This is a genomic window from Paenibacillus sp. FSL R5-0744 (assembly GCF_037972555.1).
In the GTDB taxonomy this organism is placed as follows: domain Bacteria; phylum Bacillota; class Bacilli; order Paenibacillales; family Paenibacillaceae; genus Paenibacillus_AQ.
In genome coordinates, this window is record NZ_CP150228.1 from 6,448,248 (window position 1) to 6,464,272 (window position 16,025).

Here is a 16,025-nt window from a genome sequence, read left to right on the forward strand (position 1 = left end):
ATAAACTGAATCTACACCAAACCGTGAATCACGCCATCTTCATCCATCCATAGTGCCTCAGCAGCTGGCTTAGCCGGTAGACCTGGCATCGTAACGATATTGCCCGTAATCACTACAGCAAACCCTGCACCAAGCGAAAGGGTAATATCACGGATACCTACCGTGAAACCTTCTGGAGCGCCAAGCAATCTAGGCTGATCTGAGAAGGAATAAGGGGTCTTCGCCATACATACTTGAAGATTATTTAACCCAAGACGCTCAATCACCGCTAGGCTGCGTTTGGCCGCAGGGGAAAAGTTAACCTCCGCACCACGGTAAATTTCGCGAACAATCTTGGTGATTTTGGAAGAGATGTCGAGTTCATTCTCATACAAAGGAGCAAAACGTTCAGTGTCGCTATGATCCAGAAGTTTCTTTAATTCCGAAGCCAACTCTTGTCCGCCCGCACTACCTTCTGCCCATACCTTGGATATTGCCGCAGGAACGTTCAATCGGCGACAAGCCTCCACAACGTCATTAATCTCTTCTGGGCTATCGCCTTCAAAATGATTAATGGCAACAAGAACAGGCACCCCAAATTTGCCGAGATTCTCTATATGACGCTCCAAATTAGACAATCCAGAGCGCAGCGCCGTCCGGTTCTCCGTTTGGAGCTCATTCTTAGGTACACCACCGTTATATTTCAAGGATTTCACCGTCACGACAAGCACTGCCGCTGAAGGGGTTAGACCCGCTTGCCGGCATTTGATATCCATGAATTTCTCTGCACCAAGATCCGCTCCGAAGCCTGCTTCCGTAACCACAACATCTCCCAGCTTGAGTGCATAACGAGTACCAATAACACTACTGCAGCCATGGGCGATATTCGCAAATGGACCACCGTGTACAATAACAGGAGTGCCCTCCAAGGTCTGCACCAGATTAGGCTTAACTGCTTCCTTCAGCAGCGCTGTCATCGCTTCAACTGCCCCTATTTGCTCGGCCGTTACAGGCTGTCCCTCTTGATCATACCCAATCAAAATACGGTTCAGACGCTTTTTGAGATCACTCAGATTATCGCATAGGCATAATACAGCCATAATCTCAGAAGCTGTTGTAATCTGAAATCCACTTTCCCGCACGGCTCCATTTCCATCTCCGAGCCCTGTCACAATATTCCGCAGACTGCGATCATTCATATCCATCACGCGTTTCCAAACGATACGCTGCGGATCAAGACCCAGCTCATTACCTTGGAAGATATGATTGTCAATCATCGCAGACAATAAATTATGTGCAGAAGTCACCGCATGAATATCACCCGTAAAGTGCAAATTAATCTCATCTGCCGGAATGATCTGTGACTTGCCGCCGCCCGTGGCACCGCCTTTCATGCCTAAGCATGGTCCGAGGGATGGCTCGCGCAAGGCAGCCACGGTCTTTACTCCTGCTGCGTTCAATGCCTGTGCCAGCCCAATGGTTGTTAAGGTCTTCCCTTCGCCAGCAGGGGTTGGATTCACCGCAGTGACCAATACCAGCTTGCCATCTGGTTTGTTCTTCATGTCTTCCCATAAGGACGGTGAAAGTTTACTTTTATATTTGCCGTATAGTTCCAGATGCTCTTCGCCAATTCCCGCTTGTGCTGCTACCTCTGTAATTAACTTCATGCTTGTATTGAACCCTCCTGCCGTTATTATCCTGCTGTATTCCACGCTTTATGCATATTTTGCATGGGCATTACATTCTCTTCAAAGAATACATGGTCTCTGTAAAGCGTCAAGTATAATTTATCACAACAAAATTTAAGGCGCCTATTCTATATTCCTATGTAAAAAAAGAAGATCCCGTCGAGGCCCGGCCAAAGACCGAGGTCGAAAGGATACTTGTAAAATAACAATTCATCAGTCCCTAAATGATCTACAGTAAGGACTCAATCTGTTCTGTCATCGTTTCTGGCGATTCCTTTGGCTCCACACGAGCTACTACATTACCGCCACGATCAATAAGAAACTTCGTGAAATTCCAGCTGATATCACTGCTATCGCCAGTACCCGGCTGCTGCTCTTTTAAATAATTGAAAAGAGGGCTGGCATCCGGTCCATTCACATCCACTTTGGCAAACACAGGAAATGTAACGCCATAATTAATCTGACAGAATTCTTCTGCCTCTTCACTTGTACCCGGCTCCTGACCCGCAAATTGGTTGCAGGGGAATCCTAATACTACAAGTCCCTGATCCCTATACTGCTCGTATAGCTTCTGGAGATCCCCATACTGCGGTGTAAGTCCGCATTTACTAGCCGTATTGGCAATCAGCACTACCTTACCTTCATACTCTGTAAATGACACTTCTTTACCCGAAGGCGTAACGCCGGAAAAATTGTAGATCGACATCCTAATTCCCCTTCCTTCCATGTACTTAGACTACACTACGTATCTTACCCGAATTGTAACAGAATGCAACTTATCGACACTTTCTGTAAACACTAAGATAAAAAAAGCAGTCCTATGTATTTCTTAGGACTGCTCTCTATCACTTTGTTATTTGGATACGGGTACGACATCATAATATTCTTCCAGCGTAATCCCTTTATCCGCAATATAAGTAGCTATATCCTTGCCCACATAACGGATATGCCAAGGCTCGTACTTATATCCTGTAATGTCCTGCTTTCCTTCTGGAAAGCGGATGATATAACCATATTCGGTTGCATGCTGCGCTAGCCACTCCGCTTCCTTCGTTCCACCAAAACAGCTCTCCGCAGCACATTTCCCGTCACTTCCTGAGACATCGATAGCAAGCCCTGTCTGATGCTCGCTATAGCCAGGCACGGCACTGTAAGTACGAGCCAGTTCTTCTCCGTCTTTCTCAACATAACGATTGAACAGCCTTGTTTGGGTTTCCTTAGAACGGTAGGCCGAAACGCCAGCCAAGTAAATCCCGTCTTCCTCTGCGCCTGCGAACAGTTTCTCTAACGCTTCGGCAGCTTCCTTACGCATCATACGCTTCTCGATTTTCTCTTTAAATGTAAAACGCACGTCCGGGTAGACTAGATCCGTTGGCTTATAGTTCTCCGGCAGTCCATACTCCTTATTCACCATCACAGCTATGCTGTCAGGCTCTTTAAAAGAATCATCAGTGCTATTTCCCTTACCGTTACTATCCGGTTCGGACGGATCAGAGGGATCCGTTGTATTAGATGGGTTAGCTACCACTGGGTCTGTTATGCCCTCTTCGGTGCTATTTCCATCTTCACCAGGCTCAGCTTGAAGATCATCCTGCGCATTTATATTGGAACCGCTACTATCTGAAGCAGAAGGAGAAGGCGTCGTATACTTCCCAATCCCCCACCCAACAGCAATAACGACAATTAACAAGATTATTATTTTTAATTTTTTAGACATCTGCAAGATCTTCCTCCTCGAAGTCGAAACACTCTATTTATCTATTAGACAAGCTTTCCTTCAAAAATGTTACACTAAGATCCTTTTTTAGACAAATATCGCTCGAATAATTGTGCCTACAAAATAAAGTTACCATAGGGAGTTAGCTTGTCCGCTAACTTCTATGGTAACAAGTTTTAGTTATGAAATTCCACTCACATTATCTGGATGTGCCTCTGCCGCCGCTTTTAAAGCCGCCGGAGCTACCACGTCCACCCCGTGAGGAACCCGTATTTCCGCTGTTGCGGCCGCCTTTACCAGCGCCACCCTTGGCACCGCTATAGCCGCCTTTGCTACCTTTACCACCTTTGCCGCCGCCTCTAGACGGACCCGTACCGTAGCCGCTGCCTAAGCCGCCTCGTGGTGTGCCGCCAACGTAAGCGCCGCCGTCTGCACCTCTGGCTACGTTCTCGCTGTAGCCAGTGCTTGGGCCGCCCTTCCGGTTCGCACCGCGCGAACCGGTGCTGCTAGGCGCTGCTGCGTTGCCGCTAGCTGGCGCATCGCCTCTGGAGGCGAAGGCGCCATAGCCGCCGCCTACTCGTACTACGCCGGCAGCCTTGCCGCCGCCCTTAGGTGCGGCAGCATCAAAGCCGCTGCCGCCGCGCTTGCCAGCCGCCGCATCAGAACGACCACCACGGCGACCTTCTGCAGGCGCGCCCCAGCCGCCTGCTTCCTTACCGCGGCCGCGGCCACCTTGCCGCGCTCCGCCTTCGCCGCGCGGAGCACCGCCGCGGCCAGAGCCGCCGGTCTTCGGTCCGCGGCCCGTGCGCGCTGCCTCAGCGCCGCCGCTTTGACGACCGCCGTGGCGTCCGCCGCCTTGTACTGCAACGAATTCGCCAACGCCGAATTCATCCTTGTCGTAACGGCGGCGATCCAGACGCTGCGAAATGCCATGCTCGATCAGGTCTAGTCCATCTTGCTCACGTGGAGAAGTGAACGTAATTGCTAGCCCTTTGCCTCCGGCACGGCCTGTCCGGCCGATCCGGTGAATATAGCTATCCACATCAAGTGGCATATCGTAGTTAAAGATATGAGTGATACCTTCGACATCCAGCCCCCGAGCCGCTACATCTGTGGCTACAAGAAGCTGCAGCTTCGCATCACGGAATCTCTTCATTACACCTTCGCGTTTACCTTGAGACAAATCACCGTGCAGCTCATCACAATCATAACCTGCTGCTTGGAGTGCTTCGTTCAGCTTGGACACCCGACGTTTGGTCCGGCAGAAAATAATAGCCAAGTAAGGACGATCCCGTTCAATCAATGTTTTGAGTGCCTCTTCTTTATTACGATCCGAGACTTCCACGACTTGCTGTTTGATATTATCCAGCGGAATCGGAGAACCACTCTTAATAATGATATCCAGAGGCTCTTTCATGTAATTAGCTGCGAGACGTTTAATCGGATCTGGCATCGTCGCAGAGAACAACATCGTTTGACGGCGATAAGGAACAGCCGTAATAATGGTCTCTACATCCTCCAAGAATCCCATATGCAGCATTTGATCCGCTTCGTCCAGAACGAGCATCTTAACGCCACTAAGATCGAGCGTCTCCCGGCGCATATGATCTAGCAGTCTGCCCGGTGTACCGATAATAAGATGTCTGCCACCTTCGAGCTTACGCAGCTGCTTCTCAACATCCTGACCACCATAAACAGCCAAGATTTTAATATCCGTATGACGCGCCAGCTTACGTGCCTCTTCTGTAATCTGCAAAGCCAACTCACGTGTTGGGGCCATAATTAGCGCCTGCGGATAAGCTCGCTCCGTGTGGATCTTGTCCATAATTGGCAGCAAGAAAGCTAATGTCTTCCCTGTACCTGTCTTCGCTCTTGCAATTACATCCAGACCCTGCACCAATGGCGGTATTGCTTCCTGTTGCACTGGTGTAGGCTTAACGATGCCTTGACCTTGAAGCAATGTACACAGTAATTCTGAAACACCTAATTCTTTAAATCCCGGCAAATTCTCCACCTCACTATTTTCTCAGTTAAATTTGATTACATCTCTTACTTAACTTCCGTCTTCCAAAGCCCTATTCAGGCAGCCCCTACTTGACTGTCCTTTTGGGGCGTATGCTTCCGATTCAGCTATATTCAAACAAAAGCGGAAGAACCCCGTCACCGGCATTCTTCCGTCCCATGTATCCCTTGACCCGTTAAAAGAGTGCGGTCAAAGTTCGGTTTCTGGGCAGCAGCGATCCACCGGACGTTTAGACGGCACTCCATTTGCGTTCCATTCCACTTTATACAATAGAAGTAAAGTTAAGCTTAGAAAGTTATCTTTTATATTGTACTTGATAGAACGGCATTTGTGTGAAACTGCAGAATAATAATTATTCTATCCTGTAGTTGTAGGTTAGAACCTTCCCGATTTAAAAATCGCAAAGATCAACCATAAGAACATCAGAAGCGCTACTACGCCGCCAATCTCCACTGTAGGGAAATTCCATAACACTGAAGGCTGACCGCGCATCGCAGTTCCAATAATGAGTCCAACCATGATGATACTGAACGCAAGCATCACAATACTAAACGCTAAGCGGTTCCCAACCCGATCCAGCTTTCGCTCCAAATGCTCCAGCTCAGGTGCCGCAATCTCTACCTTTAGCTTTCCCTTACTAATTAGTGCGGATAGCTGCCTTGCCTGCCCAGGAAGCTCTAGAAGACTCTCCGTTAAATCGGCTACGCCTCCAAGGAACTTGCGCTGCAATCGGGGACCACTAAATCGTTGCTTCACAAGTTCCCGTCCAAAAGGCTCTGCCATCTCTAAAATGCTAATCGTTGGGTCCAAGTTGCTAATGACACCCTCAAGCGTCAGCATCGTCTTACCAAGCATCGTTAGATCCGGGGGAAGGACTAATCGATGCTTGCGAGCAATGCCAAACAGATCATTTAGCGCTTTACCTATGCTCATCTTACTAAACGGAACATCATAATACTCTTCGCGAAGTCGATCCATATCATTATGCAATGCCGCTCGATCAGCATCCTCAGGGATGACTCCGAGTCGCAAAATTGCCCGGACCATCGCATCCGTATTCTTGCGCATTAGTGCGATGACAAGCGCAGACAGCTGCTCTTTCATCTCTTCGTTCAGCCGCCCCATCATGCCAAAATCAATCAAAGCCAGCTTCCCATCAGCCATTCTCATAACATTCCCTGGATGCGGATCTGCATGAAAAAAGCCATGAATGAAAATTTGTCTTAGCATCATTTCCACGAGCTGCTGAGCAATAACCTTAAGCTTAACGCCGCTACTCAGTAGTTCATCGCGACGACTTAGTGTAATCCCTACCACATATTCCATCGTCAGCACTCGTGCTGACGTATAGTCCCAATAAATATCCGGGATGTATACTCCGTCATAATCCATCTGTTGAGCTATTTTCTCTGCATTGCGTCCTTCTTGGCCGTAATCCAGCTCGCCAAGCAGAGATTTCGAGAATTCCTCTACCATACGGGACAACTGATATTGCCTCGCCCAGCCTAGCTGCTTCTCAGCAAGGGCGCTCAGATCTTTGAGAATTTCCAAATCCCTACTCATCGTTCGCAGTATGCCAGGGCGCTGAACTTTAACAGCCACGACCTGCCCACTGTGAAGAACAGCTCTATGCACTTGACCGATCGACGCAGCCGCAAGAGGAGTATCCTCAAAGGAATTAAAGATTTCATCCATCCGTTGATCGAGTTCATGCTCCACAATCGTGCGCACGCGCTCCACAGGGAACGGGGGCACATTATCCTGTAGTTTTACCAATTCTTGAATAATAGAATCAGGCAGCAGATCCGAACGTGTACTGGCGAGTTGTCCAAGCTTTATAAAGGTTGGGCCCAAATCCTCCAATACGAGCCGAATCCGCTCCCCGAGCGTAAGGCTTGTATGAGCTTCTTGCGTTACAAGACGGCGTGGAAGGGATAATAAATGATAGAGCCCCAGCTCCTCCACCATATAGCCAAAACCATGGTGCATAAGCGCCATGGCAATGGACCGGTATCGTCCGGCATGTCTGATACGTACTGCCATTTAGTCCGTATGCGTTTCCGCCGATGTTCCTTCTAGATGGGAAATGCCCTCCAGCTCGGCCAATCGACGCTCCAACACAGCAATTCGGCCTTCCAGCTCGTCAATATCACTTTGTACAGGAACCTTCATTTCCTTCAACACGCGTTGTACTTGTTCTTGTACAACAGACTTGAGCATACCTCGCTCTTCCTCACCGCGTTCAATCAGACGGTCAACTAGGGCCTTAGACTCCGAAGGAGCAAGCTCCCCACGCTTCACTAGTTCCTCAACGACCTTTTCTACTTTTTCCTTACTAACAATGGTGAGGCCCACTCCTAAAGAGATCGCTTTTTTAAACAAATCACTCATAGTACTTCCTCCCAAAGATTCCGTTTCGTTACAAACGGAGTTGATAATTAAAGTATACCTCACTGTGTGCGTATTTCAAAAAAACGCTCTATCCTTAGTTACTTACCGGAATACGTGCAGCCCAAGTAGCTGCCTGCAAGATCAGTTTACGTAGTGCTGGATGGCGGAAGGATGGCTCATGATGCCCAGGCATAAGGAACACTACTCGTCCTAAACCATAGCTGTGGCACCATGCAGCTGGAAGCCATTGACCCTCCGATTCATACTGAAGAAGAATAGTCCGATCTGTGAACGGATCAAATTCGAAATGATAAGGCTCCTCATCCAGCTGGAAGTCTTCAACGCCCTCAGTAATGTCATGCTCTAGCACCTTAAAATTCATTGGCTCGTAAGCGGTGTGACCATTAAAGCGTCCACCGATCAGCTGAGCTAGTTCGTTACGCTTCGTCAATGAAGCACCTGTATGAAGAACAATCAGTCCTCCACCACCGCTCACATAGCTGAGTAGGCCAGCGGTTTGCTGAGGAGATACAGTTTCATTCCATAATTCGTTGTAGGCAATGCATAAGTCATAACTTCCTAAATGCTCAATGCGCATCATTTTTTTATTTTCTGAACACTGAACGGTTAATAAATCATTTAAGATCTCGCTAATTTGTTGGTCCACTCCTTGAAGTGGATGGAAACGGGGATGGGTATAATCACCAAGTAACAGACATTTTCTTTTGTCCATGGGGATCCTCCTCCTTATTCATTGTTATTATTCATCACATGTTGCCTATATTCTAAGGAAAACTGCTGCGAATGTCCATGCAGATGGCAGGTTTACTACTCTTAAGGCATCCTCTTCCGGGTAAAAAAGCATCCCCACCCATTGAATCCGGCGGGAATGCTTCTGAATAGTAACGTAAATCTTGTAAAGCTTCCGCACACTGTGGTCTAGCGATTCGCCGCCACATATTTGCCCAACTCTACAATCATGCTTCCCATCCGTTCATGCTCAGGCATGATGATACGTTGTAGGCCCTCTTCTTTTAGAGCCTCAGAGGTAATACGCCCTACAGAAACAGCAAGCACTTTATCCTCGAAAGACCTCAGCATCTCCTCCAGCTTGCCCTGTTCCCGAGCAAATTGAGAGAGGAAACGAAATTGTGGCGCACTTGTAAAAGCCACGGCATCAATCTTACCTTCTATGATTTCTGTAAGCAATCTTTCAAGCTCACCCGGTTCTGGTAGAGTATGACGATACGGCAGCACTTGGCGGGTATTCGCCCCAGCCTCCTGCAGCCATGCGAGCATACGAGGAGCTGGGTCGCCGTGCAGCTGCAGTACGACCTCCTTGCCCTTCAAATCCAAAGATTGAAGCCCACGAATCAATCCGATCGTACTTCCGTCGTCGTCACGAACCTCCGGCGTAAGTCCTCTTTTTTTCAAAGCATTCACTGTCTTATAACCCCGTGCAGCAATAATAGAACCAGAAAGGACCTCTAAGAAACGCTCAGCGATATTAAGGCGTTCAGCCGTTTGGAAGAGAGCATCCAGTCCCATGCCTGTGGTAAGGATCACCAAATAAGGCGGATCGCTGATCCATGAATTCAATCCTTCCTCCAATGCCTCATCATCAAGAAAAACAGTACCTTGAGCAGGTCGACATAACGCCGTCCCCCCCATATTTTGCACCAACTTGGCCATCTCTTCCGATTTGCGCGGGCCCGCCAAGGCGACCGTGAACCCTTTCAGTTGCTCTGCCATGTACTATTATCTCTCCTCTCTCCGTTGCCTAACCCAACATTATTGTTCATCAGTATACTTGCAAAGGGCTGCAAAAGGGAAGATAAAAGCATCGTTTTCCTATATGAAATATATATTATTACTAGGAAGAGTGTATTTTAAAGCTACTCACAAGCTTTTGCAGTTCCTCCGCAAGACGGCTAAGGTCGGTAGACGAAGACGCCATCTCTTCAACAGAAGCGAGCTGCTCTTGCGCTGCCGTCGCGATGGTCTCTGTATTCACAGCCGCTTCTTCAGAGATGCCGCGAATCTCTCCTATAGCCTTCTCCATGTGATCTGATTCCACCAATAAGGTCTGTACAGCCCCACCCATTGCCTCAATCTTCTCTGCGGCACTCTTGACCGCTCTACGGATACGGGAGAAGGAACGTCCGGAAGTATCCACGGCCTCTATCCCTTCGGTTACGCGTTGCTTTGTGTCCTCCATCGTATGAGTCACCAGCGTCATCTCACTATTAATGGCGGTAATCTGCTCTGCAATCAAATGCGCTGATCTCTCTGATTCCTCTGCCAGCTTACGCACTTCAGCAGCGACAACGGCAAATCCACGGCCATGCTCTCCAGCTCTGGCCGCCTCAATAGAAGCATTGAGAGCTAACAGATTGGTCTGACGGGCAATCCCTGTGATTACGCCGACAATGCCCTCAATTTGACCGGTTCTTTCGTTCAGCTTGTCGATTACACTGCCAAGCTCTCCCACCGTTCTATCGATACCATTGATCTTATCCACCACGCTGATGACGGAATCATTTCCTTCCGAAGCAGAGAGTGAAGTCTTGTCCATCATCGCAGACACCTGCTCCATATATACGGAAATATGATCCACTTCGCTTGTCGTCGCCGCTGTACTTTCCATTCCTTTGCGTACACCGATCACCTGCCGTTCCGTCCCTACCGCTACCTCCTGAATCGCTATCGTCATTTGTTCGATCGTTTGGGCATTCTGCTCCGCACTGGCAGTCAGCTCTTCGGCTGAAGAGGAGACATTACTCGTCATCTCCTGCACACCTATGATCATCTGACGCAGGCTGAGCACCATTAATTGAAAGTTCTCGGCTAGCATGCCAATTTCATCTTTGCGGAAAACCCCCATGTCTTCGGACAGATCCCCTTTGGCTATCACGGCAGTTGCTTTCCGCAAACGGATCAGAGGCTTCAAGATAGATTGAATATTAAAATAGATTACGATCAGTGCAAGCAGAACGGAAGCTACAATTACAAGCAGCGCTGTATTGCGGATTCCACTCGTTACTGAAGTCACTTCATCTATGCTTATCGTGCCTCCAATTCTCCAGCCCGTAAGCTCGTTTACCATAAACGTCATCTTTTTGTGCGTACCCTTGTAGACATAATCAAAAGTACCTTGATCTTCCTCGAACATTGTTTTTATAAAGTCATCGGATGACTCCAGCCCAATAGCCTCTGTTGGATGAACAAGATATTTCTTGCTGTTATCCAGGATAATAATATATCCTTCCTTGCCCACCTTGGTCGCGGTCAATTCTCCTAATGCAGATAGATTGAGATTCAGGGTTATTACCCCGTCACCGCTCTTCAGGACCGTTGATATCGCGATCGCCGTTTCCTGATTCACAGTTTGAAAGGCCGGAGAAATCACAACACCTTTCCCGTGCTTCAGAGAATTAATATAGGCACTTTCCTGCCTGGGATCATAGCCTTCGGGCAGCTTGGCTTCCGAAGCATGGATCGATCGCCCTCTGCTTGTACTAACATAAATATCTAGCACATCAGGATGTAGCACAGCATATTCCTTTAATCTGTCCTTCATAGAAGCTACCGTCTCTCCATTTGCCTCACTGTTGGTCCCCTCAGCGGTGAACTCAGCAGCAAAATAAGAAATAGCATCTATTTTTGATTGAATATTCGAGTTGATGATTGCATCTACTGCCTCAACACTTTCGGTAGCATTGTTCACCAGTTGATCTTCCACTTCATGGCTAGCAGATTGATAGGTTCGCCAACCGATAATGATACTGGGCAACAGTAGAACTAATAGGTATGTCAGAATTAATTTGGTTCGGATACTCATACCCGCTTTTTTGTTCATAGATGTCATCACACTCTCTCTCTTCGAGTCTTAAAGAAGGACTTATTTACCAGACTTACTATATAATTATATATCCTCCTTTGGAACCGATTTTCCTCCTATCTTTCTTCATTTTTCTCATCATTCTTAAAAATTGTCATATAAACGCAACAAAAAGACCGCCTCAAAGAGAGCGATCTACTCAAATAAGCCTATTTCTTATCATTACCGTAGCAAAAGGCTCCGGTTCTTTCATCCTAGTTCACGTTCTTATTCTTGCAGTTCGGGCAGACGCCTCCGAATACCACATGAGCATGACCAATGGTATAACCTGTATCCTTGGCCACTGTGTTCATCCAGTCTCGTGGAACTTGGTTCATTACCTCATCAACCGCACCGCAAACCTCGCAAATGATATGCTGATGATCATCCATGCGGGCATCATATCTGCTGGCAGCCTCACCAAGCTTAAGCTCACGAATCATTTGTTTATCTGAAAGATAACGAAGAGAGTTATATACAGTACCGTATGCTAAGCTATGACCTTGTTCTACTAGCCGGTTCATTACTTCCGCAGCAGTGGGATGGTCATGTGAATTAAGGACGATATCGTAAACGGCTTGACGTTGGGAAGTCAAATTTAGACTTTTCATTGCTATCATCCTCTAACTTGTTTTTAGATCAAGTATAAATCGTGAAGGTAAGAACGTCAATCCCACTTTTATCCACTCATTACTTTCTCAGTTACTTAATCAATCCTGAATATTTGATGTTAACATCAGCTTTGACCTGAAAATCGAGCCCGGCATAGAGCCCCTTCCACACTTCCATTTCGGTATCATTATTAAAATGTCTAGCTCCATAGTGCAGCCCCCACCCAAAAGGATCCAAACCGCTCGTATGAATTTTTTTCAGTAATTCTAAGATATCATCTTCCAATTCTTTCTCGCCAGCTGCCTGAATTTTTTTCAACTTGCTATGTGTCACCAAATCCGGGCTGCTACTCTCTTCGAGGATCCCTTTAATCTTAATATGGTATCGAATAGTAGCTTTTCCGCTCTTCGTATTTAGTATCTTGTAGTCCGAGGATGATCTCTCTGTGTAATACTGATACATGACCCCCTCAATATGGGCTGGCAAATTGGTCCGTAAGTTGGAGCGCGACAGCAGATTGTATAGCCGGGTTTCGTTCGGTGTAAGCACCATCTTGATTTTCTCGCTATCCAGTAGGGCGATTTTATCAATTAAGAACTCGCTCTTCCCTTTGGCCTCGATAATCGGCAAGATCGGATCAATTCCCTTCTCATAAATATTTCTCATCAGCTGAAAGGAATATACACTAGAAATAAATGGAGACTCCGTGCCTTGTCCACTCATAGCTAGAATAAGAGAATTCGATGGGATACGCTCCGATTCGGGTCGTACCTGCAGCACTTGAAGTGCCTCCGGACGCCCGATCGCAAAATTGAGAATAAGCTGGATATCTCTGCGCCGCACCGCCCAATCCATAACATGCTGAATATCTCTGCGTGCGATCCCTTCCCCCAAAATAATCGATTTACAATGGGAATAATCAAGCTCCTTCTCCACTCTGGATTTCATTCTACGCAGCGCTTCTGAAATACTTGGGGACTCTTCGGTTAATATCTGCATCTTCTCATCAATCTTGGTAACATCCCCCTGAGGGATAGCAAGTTTCAAACTGATCTTGAAAGCCCCTTCTTCTTCACCAGGGTCAACACCGATCGCAAGGACGAATATCCGTAAATCAATTTCTTTGAAGTCACAGCCGGCAAGGAGTAGCAGTAATACAATTCCTATTGCACTAAGTGCTTTTCTCACAACCTCTGCCTCCTTACTTTGCGATAACAATAAAACAGCAGAGCGATTAAGAACATCTCACCAAACCAGCGGATCTGTAGAAACCAAATGCCCAACACGTTGAGCTGATATTGATCCATCCAAATTAAGGAGAGGACCAGTCCGCTAAACAAGCACAGGATGAGCCACTCTTTCCACTGCTCTGCCTTCTGGGATTTTTTTTTCGTAGATGAAATAGCACTTTTGAATAACCCTAACCCTACATGCCAATGAACAATTACGCTCACCAGAGATAAAGTCATGTAGGCAAAATAAAAAATAAACAACATCCGTTCAATAATAAAGGATTCTATCCGGATACTGTCTGCCGTCGAGAACCACGTATATACATGTCTCTCAATCGCAACAGTACCGAAATAACCGATAGGGACCAAAAAGGTTACGAGAAGTACGAGAAGTCCTTCCACCCCTAAAATCCAAACATGCTTTAGCTTTAACCCATGAAACACCCGATTAAAGATGGCTAGATTAATATAACCACTAAAAGAAAAGGTAGCTGCCGAAAGACTCATCAAATCCGGCTTATGCCAGATGTATGTAGTGATCTGCAGAACAGAATCCCAATTGAAGTCCGGATTGGTCAGCGCCTTTACGATGCCATAGACAATTAACGGTAATGTAACGAAAAGAATGATTTCAAGACCATACAAAAGTGATAGTGAATCAAAGCGACAGCAGATGCAGACCAATATCAGAAAGCCGATCACGACAGTATATGGGCTTGAATTCGGACTGACATATCGCAGTGTAATATCTACAAAGGAAAGCAAAGTAACCCCACCAGCCACACACCATAACCCCGCAAAAAACACTAGTAGGGGTTTGACTAGCAGTTTAGGAAGAAGAGGGGTAAATATTTCTGGAAACCCCTTTCCAGGAAATTTAGCAATCAATACAGTAAATATATAGACAAACAAAGTGCCAAGGACCGTTGCAATTAGTATGGAGAACAAAGCACCGTCAAAGCGTCTGTCTATTAGCTCCCTAGGAACAAAATTAATGATGTTGATCAAGCTGTTCATCAGAAAAAGACAGTAGAAATAACGGCTTTTGGCCATCAATGTTCCCCGCCCTTCTTCTTACCAAGGTTATCAAGAAAAAACAATCTGAAATAAGGTTGTCCAAAGCTACGCTGATTGCATAAATACATCGCGAATCCCACAACACAGACCACTACACCAACCATTCCTAGAACAGCGGCAGCTATAAGAAAAATGTACTTCAGCACGCGTATTGACAAGCTCATCATATTCAGAGGAATCAGAAAATTGGATATCGCAACGGCAGAGACCAATATAATCATAATATTACCTACAAGCCCTGCCGCCGTAGCTGCCTGACCTAAGATTAGACCTCCGACCGTCGTGGCCGTAGGACCAATCGCTTTGGGCAGCCGTAAACTCGCCTCGGTCAGAAATTCCATCATCATAAGCATTAAGAGCACTTCCACAAAAGATGGATAAGGCACGGTCGCGCGACTACCCGAAATGAGTAGTGCAACCTGCACACGAATAATCTCTGGGTTATACGAGGTAAGTGTTACATAGATCGCAGGCAGCCATAACGTCATGCACACACCGATAATTCGGAGTAGCTTTAAGAAACGGCCCACAATAGGAAATTGGATCTTATCATCCATGGATGTAAAAAAATCGTTAAATATGGAGGGCAACACTATCGCATATCCCGTTGTATCCAGGAGTATCGCTACTTTTCCTTCAGACAAATTAAACACAACTCTATCAGGTCTTTCAGTAATAATAGACTTAGGGAGTATTCTCAATTTATCACTGCTTATAAACTTCTCAAGTTCTCCCGTAGCCTGTAAAATATCAACCTTTAGGGTATTCATCTTCTCCCTTAATTCCGCTAATACATTATGATCAACACGACTGATGTCGTATAGGATGGCCACTTTTGTTTTGGAGACATCACCGATGATCATGGTTTCCATTTTGAGATTAGTGGATTGATAGCGACGGCGAATCATGTTCAGATTAACCGCAATATCCTCCGTTAGTGCATCTGAAGGTCCCTGTGAAATGCTTTCTGCAGACGTTTCACTAACACCACTGCTCTCTGTACTCATCGCGTCAAAAAAACAAATCACATCATTTATGCTAAGAAGAACGTAGCCACTAAGCAAAAGATCGATCGCTATTTCCTTCGTAGTCTCCTCTTCCGTGCCCGGATACGTCGTAATGTAATCAAGGTAAGCGTTAGTATCCCCCATCTCATAGAACGGCGTAATCACATGGCGACTGAGCGTCTGCGAATCTGTAACGCTTTTAATATAAATTAAGTTGATCTGCCCAAAAGGTGCAACGAGCGTTCTATCAATTAAATCGGCAAATCCGTCCAACTCACCCTTGATCCATTCCAGAGAAACATTGTGCTTATCCTGTTGAACTGACATGGATCATCCCTCCTATTTATCCTGCGCTTCCCGGATGCCACCTTATTTTGGCACTATTTCTCTGAATTCATGCACTGCACATATGAATACAG

At 46.6% G+C, this 16,025-nt stretch carries 13 protein-coding genes; all 13 read right to left on the bottom strand.

The annotated features are described in order from the left end of the window. Nucleotides 1–11: 11 nt before the first annotated feature. Entirely contained in the window at nucleotides 12–1,646 is a 1,635-nt protein-coding gene (locus MKY19_RS28600) for a formate--tetrahydrofolate ligase (protein ID WP_339799219.1), read from the bottom strand. A 250-nt stretch (nucleotides 1,647–1,896) separates the two neighbouring features. Continuing rightward, nucleotides 1,897–2,373 carry a glutathione peroxidase gene (locus MKY19_RS28605; protein ID WP_339267652.1) on the bottom strand — a complete coding sequence of 159 codons (477 nt, stop codon included), beginning with the start codon at nucleotides 2,371–2,373 and terminating at the stop codon, nucleotides 1,897–1,899. Nucleotides 2,374–2,520: 147 nt separating this feature from the next. Next, entirely contained in the window at nucleotides 2,521–3,384 is an 864-nt protein-coding gene (locus tag MKY19_RS28610; protein WP_339799222.1) for a M15 family metallopeptidase, read from the bottom strand. A gap of 199 nt (nucleotides 3,385–3,583) precedes the next feature. Next, entirely contained in the window at nucleotides 3,584–5,389 is a 1,806-nt protein-coding gene (locus MKY19_RS28615; protein WP_339799224.1) for a DEAD/DEAH box helicase, read from the bottom strand. Nucleotides 5,390–5,782: 393 nt separating this feature from the next. Further along, nucleotides 5,783–7,450, bottom strand: coding sequence for an AarF/ABC1/UbiB kinase family protein (locus tag MKY19_RS28620; RefSeq protein WP_339799226.1), 1,668 nt, complete (start codon nucleotides 7,448–7,450; stop codon nucleotides 5,783–5,785). Beyond that, entirely contained in the window at nucleotides 7,451–7,798 is a 348-nt protein-coding gene (locus MKY19_RS28625) for a polyhydroxyalkanoate synthesis regulator (protein WP_339799228.1), read from the bottom strand. 94 nt (nucleotides 7,799–7,892) lie between these two features. Beyond that, the gene (locus MKY19_RS28630) at nucleotides 7,893–8,531 is read right to left on the bottom strand and encodes a ThuA domain-containing protein (protein ID WP_042192549.1); all 639 of its coding nucleotides are present in this window, start codon (nucleotides 8,529–8,531) and stop codon (nucleotides 7,893–7,895) included. Nucleotides 8,532–8,737: 206 nt separating this feature from the next. Continuing rightward, entirely contained in the window at nucleotides 8,738–9,550 is an 813-nt protein-coding gene (locus tag MKY19_RS28635) for a uroporphyrinogen-III synthase (protein ID WP_339799230.1), read from the bottom strand. 121 nt (nucleotides 9,551–9,671) lie between these two features. Continuing rightward, nucleotides 9,672–11,657, bottom strand: coding sequence for a methyl-accepting chemotaxis protein (locus MKY19_RS28640; protein WP_339799232.1), 1,986 nt, complete (start codon nucleotides 11,655–11,657; stop codon nucleotides 9,672–9,674). Between the two features lie 236 nt (nucleotides 11,658–11,893). Further along, a complete protein-coding gene (locus MKY19_RS28645) occupies nucleotides 11,894–12,289 on the bottom strand; it encodes a transcriptional repressor (protein ID WP_042131422.1) in 396 nt (131 codons plus the stop codon). A 91-nt stretch (nucleotides 12,290–12,380) separates the two neighbouring features. Then, on the bottom strand, nucleotides 12,381–13,478 hold the full coding sequence (locus MKY19_RS28650; RefSeq protein ID WP_339799234.1) for a Ger(x)C family spore germination protein: 1,098 nt from the start codon (nucleotides 13,476–13,478) through the stop codon (nucleotides 12,381–12,383). After that, on the bottom strand, nucleotides 13,475–14,575 hold the full coding sequence (locus tag MKY19_RS28655) for a GerAB/ArcD/ProY family transporter (RefSeq protein WP_339799236.1): 1,101 nt from the start codon (nucleotides 14,573–14,575) through the stop codon (nucleotides 13,475–13,477). The genes MKY19_RS28650 and MKY19_RS28655 overlap by 4 nt, the downstream gene beginning before the upstream one ends. Continuing rightward, the gene (locus tag MKY19_RS28660; protein ID WP_339799238.1) at nucleotides 14,575–15,933 is read right to left on the bottom strand and encodes a spore germination protein; all 1,359 of its coding nucleotides are present in this window, start codon (nucleotides 15,931–15,933) and stop codon (nucleotides 14,575–14,577) included. The genes MKY19_RS28655 and MKY19_RS28660 overlap by 1 nt, the downstream gene beginning before the upstream one ends. Nucleotides 15,934–16,025: the final 92 nt, after the last annotated feature.